11 protein-coding genes, 1 tRNA gene and 1 CRISPR repeat array (1 of these 13 cut by a window edge) are annotated in these 16323 nt (G+C 47.8%); of the genes, 4 read left to right on the plus strand and 8 right to left on the minus strand.

The window, feature by feature from the left end; translation table 11 throughout:
• Positions 1 to 1189: direct repeats of the CRISPR family, unit length 28 nt; unit sequence TTTCTAAGCTGCCTGTGCGGCAGTGAAC; it begins 2499 nt to the left of the window's first position.
• Positions 1190 to 1505: 316 nt separating this feature from the next.
• The 5 genes from cas6f to cas3f are packed head-to-tail and all read right to left on the minus strand — an operon-like array spanning position 1506 to position 8580.
• Positions 1506 to 2096 carry a type I-F CRISPR-associated endoribonuclease Cas6/Csy4 gene (cas6f, locus tag Q9L42_RS10135; protein WP_305908555.1) on the minus strand — a complete coding sequence of 197 codons (591 nt, stop codon included), beginning with the start codon at positions 2094 to 2096 and terminating at the stop codon, positions 1506 to 1508.
• A gap of 3 nt (positions 2097 to 2099) precedes the next feature.
• Positions 2100 to 3143 (minus strand): type I-F CRISPR-associated protein Csy3, encoded by a 1044-nt coding sequence (csy3, locus tag Q9L42_RS10140; protein WP_349432716.1) that lies wholly within the window; start codon positions 3141 to 3143, stop codon positions 2100 to 2102.
• Between the two features lie 12 nt (positions 3144 to 3155).
• Complete coding sequence (gene csy2 / locus Q9L42_RS10145) at positions 3156 to 4046, minus strand: type I-F CRISPR-associated protein Csy2 (RefSeq protein WP_305908553.1); 891 nt, start codon at positions 4044 to 4046, stop codon at positions 3156 to 3158.
• A complete protein-coding gene (gene csy1 / locus Q9L42_RS10150; RefSeq protein WP_305908552.1) occupies positions 4043 to 5290 on the minus strand; it encodes a type I-F CRISPR-associated protein Csy1 in 1248 nt (415 codons plus the stop codon). Before csy1 ends, csy2 begins: the two co-directional genes overlap by 4 nt.
• Positions 5284 to 8580 (minus strand): type I-F CRISPR-associated helicase Cas3f, encoded by a 3297-nt coding sequence (cas3f, locus tag Q9L42_RS10155; protein ID WP_305908551.1) that lies wholly within the window; start codon positions 8578 to 8580, stop codon positions 5284 to 5286. The genes csy1 and cas3f overlap by 7 nt, the downstream gene beginning before the upstream one ends.
• 80 nt (positions 8581 to 8660) lie before the next feature.
• Here cas3f and Q9L42_RS10160 point away from each other — a divergent pair, with 80 nt between their 5' ends.
• Positions 8661 to 8861 carry a type II toxin-antitoxin system VapB family antitoxin gene (locus Q9L42_RS10160; protein WP_305908550.1) on the plus strand — a complete coding sequence of 67 codons (201 nt, stop codon included), beginning with the start codon at positions 8661 to 8663 and terminating at the stop codon, positions 8859 to 8861.
• The gene (locus tag Q9L42_RS10165) at positions 8858 to 9226 is read left to right on the plus strand and encodes a type II toxin-antitoxin system VapC family toxin (RefSeq protein ID WP_305908549.1); all 369 of its coding nucleotides are present in this window, start codon (positions 8858 to 8860) and stop codon (positions 9224 to 9226) included. The genes Q9L42_RS10160 and Q9L42_RS10165 overlap by 4 nt, the downstream gene beginning before the upstream one ends.
• Here Q9L42_RS10165 and cas1f read toward each other — a convergent pair.
• The 3 genes from cas1f to Q9L42_RS10180 form a co-directional block, all read right to left on the minus strand.
• Positions 9215 to 10168: a type I-F CRISPR-associated endonuclease Cas1f gene (cas1f, locus tag Q9L42_RS10170; protein ID WP_305908548.1), complete on the minus strand. Its 954-nt coding sequence runs from the start codon at positions 10166 to 10168 to the stop codon at positions 9215 to 9217. The two genes, Q9L42_RS10165 and cas1f, sit on opposite strands and share 12 nt — an antisense overlap.
• A gap of 87 nt (positions 10169 to 10255) precedes the next feature.
• Positions 10256 to 11221, minus strand: a complete 966-nt coding sequence (locus Q9L42_RS10175) for a helix-turn-helix transcriptional regulator (RefSeq protein ID WP_305908547.1) — start codon at positions 11219 to 11221, stop codon at positions 10256 to 10258.
• A gap of 453 nt (positions 11222 to 11674) precedes the next feature.
• Positions 11675 to 11761: transfer RNA gene (locus tag Q9L42_RS10180), tRNA-Leu, on the minus strand.
• 235 nt (positions 11762 to 11996) lie between these two features.
• Here Q9L42_RS10180 and Q9L42_RS10185 point away from each other — a divergent pair.
• On the plus strand, positions 11997 to 15248 hold the full coding sequence (locus Q9L42_RS10185; protein WP_305908546.1) for a DEAD/DEAH box helicase: 3252 nt from the start codon (positions 11997 to 11999) through the stop codon (positions 15246 to 15248).
• Positions 15249 to 15528: 280 nt separating this feature from the next.
• Positions 15529 to 16320 carry a sterol desaturase family protein gene (locus Q9L42_RS10190; protein WP_349432717.1) on the plus strand — a complete coding sequence of 264 codons (792 nt, stop codon included), beginning with the start codon at positions 15529 to 15531 and terminating at the stop codon, positions 16318 to 16320.
• Positions 16321 to 16323 lie beyond the last annotated feature (3 nt).

The following is a 16323-nucleotide window of genomic DNA, read 5'->3' on the forward strand; positions in this document are numbered from 1 at the left end:
ACCCTCATGCCGCCGTAGACTTTTCTAAGCTGCCTGTGCGGCAGTGAACGTTTGCTTAATCGTTTCCGCTGCATGGTTTGATTTCTAAGCTGCCTGTGCGGCAGTGAACTGTGTATAAATGCACGGGGCGATTAATATAGGTTTCTAAGCTGCCTGTGCGGCAGTGAACCAATTCAATGAACGTGAAGCACATTTTTACAATTTCTAAGCTGCCTGTGCGGCAGTGAACCCATCAACAACAGTTCAGCGACATTCTTCATGTTTCTAAGCTGCCTGTGCGGCAGTGAACTAGCGATGGCGATTGGATTGTTGAAAATTTCATTTCTAAGCTGCCTGTGCGGCAGTGAACCATCCGAGCAAACCCGGTCATTGCCAGCGAATTTTCTAAGCTGCCTGTGCGGCAGTGAACGCATTCTGGGACGATTTGACCGCGCATCAAGATTTCTAAGCTGCCTGTGCGGCAGTGAACCTTGGCGGGACGATCACGCCGGCTGGGTGCATTTTCTAAGCTGCCTGTGCGGCAGTGAACATTGTCATTGGCCGTCTGGACCTGAAAAACATTTTCTAAGCTGCCTGTGCGGCAGTGAACAGTTTCAACCGGGCAAAGAGGGTATTTTTAGCTTTCTAAGCTGCCTGTGCGGCAGTGAACAATGTCGAGGTGCGCGACGGCATCGCTGTGATTTTCTAAGCTGCCTGTGCGGCAGTGAACTTCACCACCCTCCAGCGACTCCTTATGCCAGCTTTCTAAGCTGCCTGTGCGGCAGTGAACATAGGCGCTATGGCGAGTTTAAATTTAGGCTTTTTCTAAGCTGCCTGTGCGGCAGTGAACGTTAGCTCCCTTAACTTTCCCCGGTCCAGGTCTTTCTAAGCTGCCTGTGCGGCAGTGAACCGGGTCGTTCTTCGCGTCCCACCATTTCAGCTTTTCTAAGCTGCCTGTGCGGCAGTGAACTAGGCCTTGAACACTTCGGCCTGGTCGCGGGATTTCTAAGCTGCCTGTGCGGCAGTGAACTCTCACATCACAACGAAGAATCGTTCGCCATTTTTCTAAGCTGCCTGTGCGGCAGTGAACACAGTCGCTCCACTTCCGCTGCTTTCTGGTTTTTTCTAAGCTGCCTGTGCGGCAGTGAACCGATGTCGCGGGCGGTGAACCATTTGCCATTGTTTCTAAGCTGCCTGTGCGGCAGTGAACTGTAGTATAAAACGTAAAAAAATAATGGCAACAGCTACTTATGTAAAAATAACCGTTTTAACCATTATTTTTCGCTATCTTATAACTTATTGATTTTTCTATATTGTTAAAGAGCTTAAATTTTTTGGGTCAAATCACTTAATTTTCGCTATTAAGCAAATAATCAGCCAAAAGTACCCGATTCCATTCTGGAACTGAGCCCTGGTTAGACTCCGCTTGCAATTCATCATTCGACTGATCAGACTGACTGTCTCTCGTTCCCATTTATGTCCTGAGGTTACGCAGGAGTGTGGGAACGAGATCGGTCGCAGCTTACTTAAAACCAAGGGACGGTAGCGGTTTTACTAAGGCCATAACAATTAAAAGGCCCTGCTTGGGGCTCATCAAAAAGTTCACGCGCCACAAACAGTTTAAAATTTCGAGGACTGTTATTATCTTCCATCGATAAGCTGGCCATATTGATATAAGGCAACGCGCATTCTTTTTCATAATGCGAAAAATGCGCCAATGCCGCTTCCAATGTTTCACCCTTATATTGAGCTCTTCTTGCCGCCTCTTTCAATAAATTACTTTTAAATTGTTTCCGTTGAAAACAGGCATATTGGTTGATTGCTTCCGGGGCTGACTTAATGGGCTTCACATGTGTGTAATCGGTTAAGCGGGACAGCCATTGGTTTATTTTCATTTCCTCCAATTGGGCTTGAGTTCCAGCAAACAACCGTAGTTTTTCCCCCAATGGAAATTGTTTGCTCCCATAACCCGGAAAAGAAACAGCAACCGCCGATTGGTTCTCTGCGATTTTATTGTCCGCTAACGCCAAATGGACTTGCTGATAAACCTTGTGCCAGAGGAAGCCAAGATTGGCTTCCGCATCGGGCAGAAGGGTGATGTCTTGATACCATTTCATAGCTTATTCCTTGCCACTTTCGCCAAACACGCCGCCACGCACTAAGACACCCATAACGTAGTGCTGATCTTCAATATTGCCCAAGGTTTCGCCCGTGGCAAATTTGTCAAATAAGGTAAAAAAATCAGATTTGGCTTTGGGGTTACGAAAAGCTTTACCCAGGTTGGTGACTGCGCCGTAAGGCTCCAAGGCAATCGGCCCGATATTGGCTTCCGCATACTCGGGATACCATGTATCGATAGTACGTAACGCATTCCCGATTTTTTGTGAATGCATCCCGGCAATATTGTTAATGTGATAAAGGATTTTGCTTCTTTTATCTTTTGAATTGCTTTTATCCAGAACCAGTTCTTCACTGGGATAGACATCCTGAGCCTTTCCTATCAAAGCAAACGCATTGACTTCCAATAACACAAAATCTGCTTTTCCTGAAAGCGACTCGGCTATTACCGTACTTAATTCTTCCAACTCCGGTGTTGATTGCTCGAAATCCCGTAATTTGAACTGTGTTGCATCAAACACCCATGTTTTTTGATTATCATCCAAGCGATTTAATACACTGACCTGTATTTCAAGCTTTTCCGCACCAACCCGATTTCGCCACAAAAAACGACCATTGGCGATATTAGTCGCATAGCGTTTGGCCAACTCGGTAAACCCTTCGGCCTCGATATAACCATTGGCCGCCTTGGTATAGGTTTCATTAAAAACGTGACTATTACAGGCTGATGGCTTTTGTACTCCACTAAGCACTTTCAATGTAAAGTGAAGCTTTAACGTGTCTTGATCCGTCCCTAATGCACAGCTATCGACGCGTTGTAAATTTGGTTTTTCCACTTCTGCGTTGAGTTTTAATGGATCATTTTTAATAGTCGCTTTTAAACGATTTGAAATGGTACCCCGTACTGATTTTTCCTTAAGAGCGAGCGGTGAACAGGACTTTTTCTCATATCGCTGATCCCATGTGGTTCCATACATGAAGCCATCCGAGGGGACCAGTTTTTTTTCAAATGCTAATACGGACGCCATTTTTTCATTCTTAGCCATGAGTATTTCTCCTTATTGAGTGATCGGTTGTGTTTGTTGACAAAGATAAAGACTGTTTTTCAAATCGGCGTGATATTGCCAAAGCATGTTATCCAGGTTGGATATTCGATAAGGCATGACAAATTCGCCGAGCGTGACAATGCTTTCCGCAAATCGGTGGGGAGTATCCGGGTCTCGCTGATTTTCAGTTAAACCCGGCGCATTAAGACCATGAAAGCCCGTCGCAATTGGTACAATCCAACCTTTGGTTTTACGACTGCTTGTCCAGGTCACATGCCCCGCATCATCCTGATTGCTATGGTGGTGTACGGATAGGTAATCCAATAATGCATCGATTGCATCCTGCCCCTCTTGCATAGCTTGCTGCATAAGGTCGCGCCGCTCGATCAGACAAAAACCCGGCATGACTTTTCTAGTTAGGATTTTTAAGCTGTTTTCATCTTCAACGGGAATTAACTGCGGGTCTTGCATGGAAAGCACATCGCCACCCGCTAATTTCATGCTGATCAGCGTTTTTGTAACTTGTTCCAGAAATTCATTTTCATCAATCAGCCCAAGTTCTTCGCATTCGATGGTTAGTGAAACGGTTAAATGACAGCGGGCTTCTTCTATAAATGAAGGCCGGTCACCGTTCTTATCAAGCGGATTGCCCGTACCGATAATGGAATAAACATAGTCACTATTACCTTTATAGGTTTGCAGGTTAAAGTCATGACTGATAACGGCCATGCGGCTTAGTCGTACCTCATCATAATCATCAATAGCGTTTAATTGTCGTTGTAGCGCATGGACAGCGCCTAACCAGGCAGTCATTGCCGGAAAACCGATGGTATAAGGACTGGACAAGGCATTGGCATTGTGAATCTTGATCTTAGGGATTAACAAGAGAGTTCTGCTGTTCATCGTAAAGCCTCCTCACAATCTTCGATTAATTCTTTAATGGCCGATAGTTGCTCATCGCCGAGACTTACCGCCTGATCATCCAATAATTTCTTGTAGGTATTGATAAACCAAATAGCAAGCTCCTGTTTTACTTTGCTTAAATAATCGGTGTTTTCTGAGCGTTGTCCCTGATATTGCTGATCCAGCCAGATTTTTTGATAGTGAGTCAGTTGTGCATAGTTATCGGAATCAGACCACCCAGCAGGTAAGAACCGAACTTGCCAAAGTCTGTCAGCCACTTGGTAGATAATCGTGCGAATCAGCCAATCACGTTGTTTGCGTATATGCATATTGTTGGCGTCACTCACTAACAGCTTATGTAATTTATTGAAGTCTTCGGCATAGCTTTTAGTGTTTAAATAACCAACAAAGAAATCTGTTCTGGGTGGTTGGTTAGTCCTTTGTTCCAACATAGGCGGAGTGGATGCTAATAAATAAGCTGTTCCGCCATTTTTATTATTGAGCACACTGATGTTTTGCGGTTTTGTGCCGCCAAACCCGATGACGCTTAAGCCATATAGCTCGGATAAAGACTTTTCATGATAGAGATTGTTTTTCTTTGCTTCGCGTATTTCTTTGACTTCATCAGAGAAACGTAGAACATTAATACGCTCCTTAAGCTTAAACATGATACTCGATGGCGTTAAAACGGACAGCAAGTGATACTCAGCCTGATCAACTGGAAAATAAACCTGTTTGACGCGCTCGCTGGTTTTGACCGAACTATCCCCTGTCTGTTTTATTGCCAGCAACCCGGCTTCAATTTCGTCAAATGGTGCTGTGTGCAGAGTGAATTGTTGCCGTATCGTTTCGGTTTGTTGCTCTAAATGCTCTAATACCGTCGCGCCGTCGGACAAATAAATACTCAAGAACTTATGAACATCCAATGCCGCCGCATTACCTAATACATCCAAATCGACAGCCACATTCCCGGACCGTAAAAAACCATCGGCTTGCCGTTGAGCAGTAGCAATCACAGCGCTTGTTTTTGCACTAGGGTGACTGAATTTTCCCGGATGAGAGACCATCGACAACTGCCTGGCGCGCTTAGCGGCATCGGGCAGCCATTCATCCAATGAAAAAGCTTCCACTGCCTGCATTTTTAATTCAGCTTGTTCATTTTCAGATGTTTTCGTGGTGATTTTTTTCTTTAACCACAGTTCTTTGCGTTCGTTGAGAAACGCTTGTATTGCCGGGTCTAGCATATTGTCTCCTTTATTGATTTTGTAATTCCAAATTGCTCCGAATAAACAAACTCCGCCTTTTCATTATCCGGTATATTGATTTCCCCATAAACCAACGCTGCTTCTTTCGCGCTCGGTTTTCCGGTTGCTTCCAGCAGTTCTTGATAATCCCGATGCAACCAGAGCCGTTGTCGTTCCGTCGCCGAAAGCTCATTCTGCTGATGAATATGTTTGATCTGCTCGCAAACGACAGGCTTGCCAAATTTATCTTTTTCAGCAAATTTCCATTCGCCTTCATGATCAACCAAAAACAGCGTCACTTGCGGATAGCCTTCTCTGAATTTGACGAGCTGTTGCGGAATGGCGGTTAACCACCAGCAACTTTGCAGCCAACCTTGCAAAGATGCCGGGCCGAATTCGGTATAGTGAGTCAATAGCTGCTGAATCACACTATGTTCCAAATCAACGAGATCGCTTTCTGGCTGAAGTTGTTCTGATTTACTGATACGCGCCTGAGCATCGACCCGTTTTGCAAGCTCAGCGGTATTAACCAACTTGGTCAAATCATGTGTTTTCAATTTGTTGCCATCGCTTTCATAACCTGGATGCCGAAAGACAACTTTCTCTTGTCCTAAAAAGCCTTTCAGGTTGTATTGCAACAAACCGATATTGCAATGTTCTAACGCGTTCTCTAATGAACGATGTCGTAAAATACGTCCAGCTAACTGAATAATGGAACGGTAAGAAGACGGTTCGACAATCGCCCAGTCAAAATCATGATCGCGTCCGACCTCTTCTACGGGAGTGGCAACCAAAACAAAGATCAAGTGTTTCGCTTTTGTAGAGTCAAGGTGCTGCCGAATCACCGGATGATGACATAGTGCTTCATTGCCTGGGTGACGTTTTAAGATTTGATCTAAATGTTTCTCCTGTTCGTTACGCATGATCAACGTTTGCTGACTGTGATACGCCATACACCGTATATCCATGGATTCAGGCCATTCCACATTGAGTAAAAAACGCGTTAACAGAACACATGGATTAATATTGGCCATGCGCACCAAGCCGATACTTATCGACTTGCCTGTTTGTTCATCGATAAAACAATGTTGCCGGTGTTTTTCTACAATGGCGGTTTTTATGGCGTAAAAAAATGCGTCCGTTTGTGTTTGTCCGTCTGTTTCAACAACAGGCACAATATCCGCCTTTCGTTTAACCGCTTGAGTCAGTAACATTTTGATGCGCTTAGCGACAAACCCCTGATGCTGTTGCCGATACCGACCTATAGCTTGATCGCAAGATTGACTGTCAATCGATTCGACGTGCGTCGTTTTTTCATCAATCCAGGCACAGCCTATAATCTGGCTTCGGTTACGGTGTCTGGCAAATAATGACCAACCTTCCTGATAGGCATTAAAAAAACCTTCCGCTAAATCGGGTGGAATGGTGGCGGAGGAAATCATGACCTTACGTCCCAGCATGCCTGCCAGGTGGATTAAACGACCAATAGCAATTAAATCTTTCCCGTCAAAGTCGTCAATTTCATCGATAACCAAATCAGAAGACATTAACCGTAAGACGGGCAAAATATAACGACCACCTCTTTTGGTTTCCGTAGCAGCCATTAAATGGTCGATAGTACAGACCAATACAGGTGCATAAAGAAACTGCCTGCTCTTGAGTGTGGTTAATACCGTTGCCAATTGGTCATCGGGAATGCTGGAACTAAAATCAATTTCATTATCCAGAAGGCTTTCTTCCGATTCCGACCCCGTTTCAATGCCTACATCTTCTTTTTGGGACTGGTTAAGCTCATGCAACTCCAAAACAGCCCGCGAACCGATTAATACCGCCAATTCATCATCTTCCAGTTTGATACGCTTTCTGTATTCGTCCCCGGTTTGCAAGGTCAGAGTCCTTAATCCCAACGCCAGAATATAGCGCAGGCTTTCCGCGTCAATCGATAAAGCCCGCATGATTTTGGCATTGGCGAATGTTTTACCTTGGCCCGTGCTGGCCATGTTGACGGCAAAAAAACCGAAATGATGGGAATTAAGTTTTGCCTTGTGTTGTTCTCGCCAGTCACTGATTTTTGTTACTGCTATGTCTTGCCAGCGATAGGCAATCGGGCTTTTTTGTTTCAACGGTTTTATATCAAAAGCGCGTTGCAGCTCTTGATGTTGGCCTTCAAAGGCAGGCAACAAATGCACATTGCGTACCGCTTGCTTGGCCACCCTCACCAAATGTTCATCAAGTTGCTGTTTGAGCTGATGACTCTTATCGGTATTGGCGTATAAATCGAGGTTACTTTTCCAGTTCTTATCCTTTTCCTGTGAGGAGTAATAATGATCACCCAACATCAATGCCAAACGGGCATGATGCATAATGACACGCCAGCTACCGTCGGCAATGGCTTGTTCAAGCAACGGCAACAGTTCCCGCAGTTTTTTAGCGTTGCGCTGAGCATATTGCCGCCATTTGTCGGATTGACTCGGCAAACCTTTGGGATAGTCGAAACAACGGGACAAGTTGCTTTTATATTCATCTTCATTGTAGATATTTTCATACCCCCATTTTTGATCGATGACTTTAAACAAATCTTTAAATTGATGCGGCTTTGAAGATGAACGAACATTGATATCGTTAACAGGAAGCCGGTGATGTGAAACAATTAACCAAGCCAGCACACTGGCTGCTGTCGGTAGTTTATGCAATGGTTTATTTTTTTCCTTGCTCTGGTTATGTTTATCGCAAACTAATTTTTTTAAATCTTCGATCTCTATTTTGCCTTCGGCCAACCGGGTTAACCAAGATTGATCTGACTCTTCATTTACATAAGCATTTAAAAATAAGGTGGAAATCCATTCGTGTCTTAAAGGATCGCCTGTCTTTTTATTGCTTGCTAACTTGTCTTGAAAATATTCAGAAGCCTTGCCCCAATCATGAAATAGAGCGGCTAAGGCCGTTAAGCTTTTTATTAACGGCAACGCATGCCAATCTGCCGACATATCACTTTGCCAAATGGTTTTTTGCGTACTATTCACCGGCACAATCCCTTCCTGATTAAACTTGCTCCGGTTCCCCACGACCCAAACCAATTCGCTCCGACTCCGGCTCCGTATCCAATGACACGCCTCGGCGGTATTCTTGGTCGCGCTTTTGCGCAGCAGTTTTTTCACCGCCTGCAAGCCTTCCTCGGTGATCACGGTTTGCCAGGTGCGGCTGCCGATGCGGTTGGCGAAGGCGTCGAGGACGCGGCGGGTGCGGCCCAAGGCTTTTTTCTCGCATTCGGACACGAAGGTGACCATCATGAGCATTTTCCTCTTATTGCTATAAGCACAATATGACGCATACAATGATGTCTGAATATGATGATGAGTAGAGGTGTTTTATGCGTACAACGATCAATATTGATGAGGATTTGTATCAACAAGCGGTCGTTTTGACAGGGAAAAAGGAAAAAACCGCTTTGATCCGGGAAGCCTTGCAGGCTTTGATTGAACGCGAAAGTGCTCGCAGGCTGGCGCTTCTGGGTGGTTCGGAGCCTGACTTGAAGGCCATACCCCGGCGTCAGTCGAGCGATGCCGCATGACGCCGGTTTTGGTTGATACCAGTGTCTGGATTGACTTTCTGCGTTCGGGGGATTCCCAATTAACCGGGCTATTAGAGGCCAATCGTGTTTGTATGCATACCATGATTGTCGGTGAACTGGCTTGTGGTAATCTCCAGCAACGCAAGGAGTTATTGATGTTGTGGAATAACCTGCCTCGGTCGATAGAAGCTTCGCATCAGGAGGCATTGTTTTTTCTGGAAAAAAACCGGTTAATGGGGAGAGGAATTGGATATATCGATTTACATTTGCTCGCCTCGGCCGCGCTTTCTCCGGATACCAAGCTATGGACTCGTGACAGGCGCTTGCATAAGGTTGCGACTGAATCAAAGCTGTCATTCGTTTGACTCCCAACTTTGTAAAGCCACTTGTTTGACACACTCGAACATGAAATCCAGCGCTTTATGCTCGGTAAACTTTTGTAGGATTTGTTGGCGAAATTCCTGCTCGGTCATTTTTTCTTTGGCGCAGATGAAGGCCCATGGCAATATCAATGTGTCTTTGATCAGGTCGGCGACATCGAACACCAAGGCGCCGCGCCGGGTTTTGCCGTGCATGACCGCGAAGCCGTGTGGGATGCCGAGCACCCACAGTGTGGTCGCTCCCAGTCCGTAGGCTAGGTAGTTGCCGTGGTTGAGAAAGATGTTGGCGTCATCGACGCTTTCCGAATTGCGGATGAAATCGCTCTGTTGGGTGCGTTTGACGGCGGTTTTGTATAGGCTTTTGGTCAGTTGCGCTTCGGCGGCCAATAATTCGGTGACGTTTTTCGCGCTATCGATTTTCGCTGTGCAGTTTGCTAACGCGCCCGCTATATCCTCATCGCTGCTGTCAAACCCTTCGGTTTTGAGGTCCTTGTCTTTGGCCCAGACCCGACTTAAATAGTCGATGCGTCCGTGTTGAAATTGCTGGGCGACTTTCAGTCGCTTTTGCTTGTCGAACCAGAATGACAGCCAGCCTTGTATGTATTCCGTGGGTCGGTATTCGCTTTGCGGTGTCAGCCATTCGATTTCATTGCCCATCAACAGCGGCGTGCCTCCGCCTCCGCAAAAGCCGATCAGAACGCCGGCCGAGGCCAGCATCCGTACGGCGGCCTGGGTGATCGAGGTGCCGGTGCCGAGCAGGATCACGGTGGTGTTAGCGATCGGGATATTCCAATATTGCTTTTCTTCTTTGGCTTCGGTCAGATAGAGGACGCGGCCGTCTTTTTGCATGACCCGACATTTTTCCAGGTAATAAATGTTGGCCCTTTTGGAGTGCAGTATGGCTTTAAGGTCGGTGAGTTGATCCATAAACGGTTATCCAGCGATTGAGGATTAAAAAGGATTGAAACGTTTTCGGGATTGGCATTATGCGCCGGCAGGCGGACAAAACTTGTCCTAGCTGCAAAAAATTTCATGAGCCCGTTGAATTCTGCTTTTAACTGCGTCTTTCAAGTCGGCAGGACCGAGGACCTCGATATCGGGCAGATAGCGCATGATGTCCATAATCAGTTCCTCGCTTTTGCCATAAGGAATTTCCAATAGGTAATGTTCCCCATCCCAATAAGCCTTTTGCTTTTCATGCCAACATTGCATGGCGATTTCTCTGGCGATTTTGGGAGAAAATTTCAGTTTGGCTGTTTGTGTTGGTTGGCCGGCGAATATGCCGTAACTTTCCGAAAAGTGCGCCGATAATAATTCCGATCCGATGGGTTTGATGGCTGTATTTTTTAGAGAAACGGCGGTGATGCGGGCGATGGAGAATGTTCTCAGTTCGCTTCGCAGATGGCACCAGGCGTCGACGTACCAGTTGTCCCGGTAATACACCAATGTTTGCGGGCTGATGGTTCTTGTGGTTTCGCGATTGTTGAAGTCGGTGTAGTCGATGGCGACTTGCCGGTTTTTGAATAGCGCTTCGCTGACGGTATAAAGGGTTTTGGACGGCAGGGTTTTTTGTGCGATGGGCAGGACTTTTAGTTTTGCCGTCATGGCGTCGCGGTTCAGTCCCCGGTCACTTAGCAGTTTTGTAATATAGACGTTGGCGCGCTGCATTTCCCGATTAAGTAAACCGTTGCCGAAGGTTTCAAGAATCGATAATAACAAAATCAAAGAAACCAGCTCGCTTTCGTTCATCCATAAACCGGGAAGTTCGAATTGGTCTTGTCTGTCAGGCGTGTAGCGCCAGCCATGAAACTCTGGGGTATATTCCAGCGGGGCGTTAAGCTCCAGTTGCATTTGTTTGAGGGTGCGCTGGATCGTTTTTTCGCTGCATTCCAGCAGTTCGGCCAGTTTGCTGAGTTTGACCGGGAGTCGTCGGTTGCTGAATTCCTGGTGCAGTTGCCAGATGCGATTAAATTTATCCATTTCCTTGTGTTTCGTGATCGTCCTTTTGTCTCAGAACAGACTTTTAACAGCGTTAAATTAGCAATGCGTCTGAACAGAGCAGTTGAAAGGGCGTGACGTCTAATTTTTTTGAGAAGCTATCATTGGCGGCAAAAGATTGTTAGTGACGCTTGAATAGATGCGCCATTGTAACCACATGTGCTGTTTTATTGCTAGACGGTAGGTTCTGCTGACGTTGCAATTATTTTATGAATTGCATTGTTTGAGGTGGGGGCGATGGTTTTATGGTTCGGGGCCAATCGCTGCGATTCGGCTGTTTAATTAATGGATTGCATTGTTAGAAGGCGAGGTGGATCGATGCGCTTCACTGCGTTCAACACATCCTACGGGTGGAGGATTTTATGGTTCGGGCCAATAGCTGCGTTCAGACATTCTATGCTGGGATAGGCATGTCAATGAGAGGGTGTTTTTGAATGGTGCCTCAGGCCGGAATCGAACCGGCACGGTGTTGCCACCGCGGGATTTTAAGTCCCGTGCGTCTACCAATTTCGCCACCGAGGCACTGCTGATGAGCTAGTAGATCTGCGTATTCTATAGTTTCTGTCGGATAAATTCCAGTGGATATTGACGATTTTTTAGCAAAAAATAGTTTTTCTTGAAAAAACAATTTCTTAGGTTCTAGGGTTAACGGTCGTGTAAGGTATTTCCGGCATAAGTTTCCGTCTTGGAGACGAGGTTTCGATTTTCTTGATATCATATCGCGCAATGAGAATGAGTAAGACTGAGGCAGGAATAATTGACTAGTCACAAGAAAATAGCAGCGGCGGATCTCCGTTACGACTGCGGAAATGGTGCATATACGCGCGGGGAAAAATATTTTGAACAGAATCGGGTTGTTGAACTTCGGGTCGAGCATGAAGACGATTTATCAATAGAGCTATATTCGGTCGTCAAGGGCAACGGCGGTAGGCAATATGTGCAGCAAATCGAATTAAGTTGGTTTTCTGAAGAGGGCGGTCCGCTGGATGTTTCCGGCTCTTGCAGTTGTCCGGTGGGCTATAACTGTAAACATGTGGTCGCCGCCTGTTTAGCTTATGAACAAAGCAGACCGAAATCGCAAGTCACGTCAACGGCCTGTTTGTCCTGGTTGGATACCTTGGATGAGGCGAACAATGTCATTGATTTCACTAACGAGTTTATCGCTTATGTGATCCAGCCGTTAAGCGGACGGGATGATTGTATTTTGTCTCTGTACGTGACTCGGGAGAAAAAATCGGGCGGCTTGACCGTGGGTCGGCAGACACCGGCGGCCAATGTTATTTATAGTTATCACTACAACAACTATATCAGGCCCGAGGATGTTGAGATCGCCAGAATTTTGACGAGTCTTGATCTCAGCTATGGACAAGGAAGTTCCTTGGAAGGCGCCGCGGGCTATATCGCCTTGCAAAAGGCGTTGAAAAGCGGGCGTTTATTCTGGAAAACGCATCAATCAGAGCCCTTGGTTGCCGACGTGGAGCGGTCTTTAGACTTGTCCTGGCAACAACAAGGCAGCAATTACAAGCTACGGGTCCAGACTCAGCCCGCTGATGCCATGTTGTTGCCGACCGAACCGCCGCTCTATATCGATGAGGCAGCGGGGACTATGGGGGAGGTTCTGGTCGGCGGTTTGAGTCAGCACCAATTTCGTCGGTTACTATCGGCTCCGGTCGTGCCGGCCGAGTTGGCCGATGAGTTTAGCCGGCGCTTAATTGTCGAACATCCGGAGCTTTCCTTGCCGCCGCCGCAGCCGCTTGAGCTGAGCGAATTGAATGGAGCCGAACCTATCCCGCGGCTGCGCTTGTTCGGGCAAGCGGTCGGCAGTAATAATCAGTACAGCCATTTTATCATGCTGAGTTTCGATTATGACGACTACACGGTATCGGCTTATCGGGCCGATGAGGTGAGCGTGGTCAAGGCGGAACGCGGCTATGTCAGGATTCAGCGGAATACCGAGGCCGAAATCACCGCGGTGACGGAACTGGCCGAATTTGGGTTTTATCCGAATGAGCTTGCAGGTCTGGAGGAGTTGGTTTTATTCAGCCCGGTTGAAAAGACCTTGATGGACAGCGCGGGGCGCTGGGCCGAATTCCTGGATAATAAAGTGCCGGAGCTGGAGGAAAGGGGCTGGATTGTCGAACAGGACGACAGTTTTTTGCTTCAGTTTCAGCAGGCGGAGAACTGGGACGCCGAAATCGAACAAACCGATCACGATTGGTTTCAGATGCGTTTTAATATCACGGTCAATGACCAATCGATGCCGTTGATGCCGTTGATTATGCCGGTGCTGGAGCAATATTCCCGGGAAGAGTTGCCGGACATGCTCAGTATTCCGCTGGAATCCCACCATTATATCAAGGTCCCGGCCACACAGCTTAAACCGTTTTTGGATATACTCTATGAGTTGTTCGACAGTGTCAGTTTTGATGAGGACGGCAATGGCAGGCTATCGCGTTACAATGCCGCGGCCCTGGCCGACATGGAAGAGCATAGTTACGGTGTTTTCAGCCTGCAAGGCGGCGCCGAACTGCTCGAAATCGGCAAGAAGCTCAGGGATTTTCGCGGCATCGAAGACAGTCCTGTACCTGCCGGGTTGCAGGCGCAATTGCGTGATTATCAGCGCCAAGGTTTGAGCTGGCTGCAATTTCTACGCGCCTATGATTTCGCCGGTATTCTGGCCGATGACATGGGCTTGGGGAAAACCGTTCAAACCCTGTCTCATTTGTTGCTGGAAAAGGAGGCCGGCCGTATGGACAAGCCATGCCTGATCATCGCGCCGACCAGTTTGATGAGCAATTGGCGTCGCGAAGCCGAGCGTTTCACTCCGCAACTGAGTGTGTTGACCCTGCAAGGCGTCGAGCGTAAACAGCGTTTCGATCAGATCGCCCAACATGATCTGGTGCTGACCACTTATCCGTTGTTGCCTAGAGATAAGGACGCGTTGCTGGAACATCAATATTACTTTCTAATCCTCGATGAGGCGCAAACGATCAAAAATCCTAAGGCTCAGGCTGCGCGGCTGGTCCGTAAAATCGACGCCCGTCATCGTCTGTGCCTGACCGGCACGCCGATGGAAAATCATCTCGGTGAGCTATGGGCGCAATTCGATTTTTTGATGCCGGGATTCTTGGGGAACAACGCTTTGTTCAGGAAGGTGTATCGCACTCCGATCGAGGTTTATGGCGAAGAACAGGCGCGGGAGCGGCTGTCCAAACGCGTGGAACCTTTCATGTTGCGCCGCACCAAGCGGCAGGTGGCCGACGAGTTGCCGGAGAAGACCGAGATCGTTCGCTCGGTGCCATTGTCCGAAAAGCAGGCGGCATTGTATGAAAGCATACGCATTTCGATGGAAAAGAAAGTCCGAGAGGCGATTGCGACAAAGGGCATGGCGCGCAGTCATATCACCATTCTGGACGCCTTGTTGAAATTACGCCAGACCTGCTGCGACCCGAGAACGCTGTCGCTGAAGGAAGCGCAGAAGGTGACCGAGTCGGCCAAACTGGATTTGTTGCTGGAGATGCTGCCGGAATTATTGGAAGAGGGGCGGCGCATCCTGGTTTTCTCACAATTCACCAAGATGCTGGGGTTGATCGAGGCGGAATTAAAGGCTCAAAAGATCGCTTACAGCAAGCTGACCGGACAAACCCGGAAACGGGATGAAGCTATCGAGCGTTTTAAAAGCGGCGAAGCGGATGTTTTTCTGATCAGTCTGAAGGCCGGCGGCGTCGGTTTAAACCTGACCGAGGCGGATACCGTGATTATTTACGATCCCTGGTGGAATCCGGCGGTGGAAAGCCAGGCGGCGGACCGTGCTCATCGTATCGGTCAGGAGAAGGCGGTCTTCGTCTATAAGCTGTTGACCGAGAATACCGTCGAGGAAAAAATTCTGGCGATGCAGGAAAAGAAACGCGCGTTGGCCGATGGCGTTTATCAGGGCGGTCAGAAAGAGGAGGCTTTCCAGTTGAACGCCGATGATTTGACCGCCTTGTTAAAGCCGATTGATTTGTAGCGGAACGCGTTGGTTGAGTCATAAGCAGGACAGGGTTAGTAACGCCGTCCTGACTCTTTCACCCCTGTGCCAGGCTAAAAACCAAAATGTTCGGGGCGGGTTAAATAACCTGTCCCGCGTGGGTAACGCCGTCCTGACTTTCTTGAGCGGGACGGAGTTTGTAACTCCGTCCTGAACGATTCAATCGCCGAAAGCAAGTTGAGCGTTCGGGGCGGGTTAAATAACCCGCCCCGCGTGGAGCCATATTAAGACATCTTCAACTGCAACGAGGAGAGCTGTTGTGCAGGAAAACCTGGTTCGCTTATTTATCGCCCTAGGCGTTTTTTTACTGATGGTCAGCTGGGAGGCGATCAGTCCCCGGCGGCAAACGGTAACCCGAAAGCAGCGCTGGCCGATCAACCTGGGGTTGGCTTTTTTTAACATGGCGATGATGCGGCTGACGATCGGCGGGCTGGCCTTTTTCAGCGCCATCGATGCCGGCGAGAAATCGTGGGGCTTGCTGAATCAGTTGGACTTGCCGTTCTGGTTAAATGCTTTTTTGACCTGGTTGGCGCTGGATTTCGCCATTTACTTGCAGCATATCATCACCCATAAATGGCCGTTGTTGTGGCGCTTGCATCAGGTGCACCACAGCGATCTGGAATTCGATGCGACCACGGCGGTCAGGTTTCATCCGTTGGAAATACTGTTGTCGATGTTTTATAAGGTGGCTTGGGTTTATGCGCTGGGGGCGGAGCCGGCGGCGGTGATCGCCTTTGAAATCATCCTGAATGGTGCGGCCACCTTCAATCACAGCAATGTCAATATTCCGATCAAGCTGGATAGAATCTTGCGTTGGCTGATCATCACGCCGGATATGCATCGCATTCACCATTCGACGATTCGTCAGGAAATAGACAGCAACTATGGTTTTTCCATTTCGCTGTGGGATCGTTTATGTCGGACCTATACTGCCGATCCGGCCGGGCCACAGGAAACGATGGACATCGGTTTGCCGAGGATGCGAGCGCCGCAACAGGTGAGATTCCTGAGGCTTCTGCAGTTGCCTTTTATCAACAATGGGCGAGGGTAGTGA

Origin of the sequence: Methylomarinum sp. Ch1-1 (assembly GCF_030717995.2) — a bacterium.
GTDB classification, from domain to species: Bacteria; Pseudomonadota; Gammaproteobacteria; order Methylococcales; family Methylomonadaceae; genus Methylomarinum; species Methylomarinum roseum.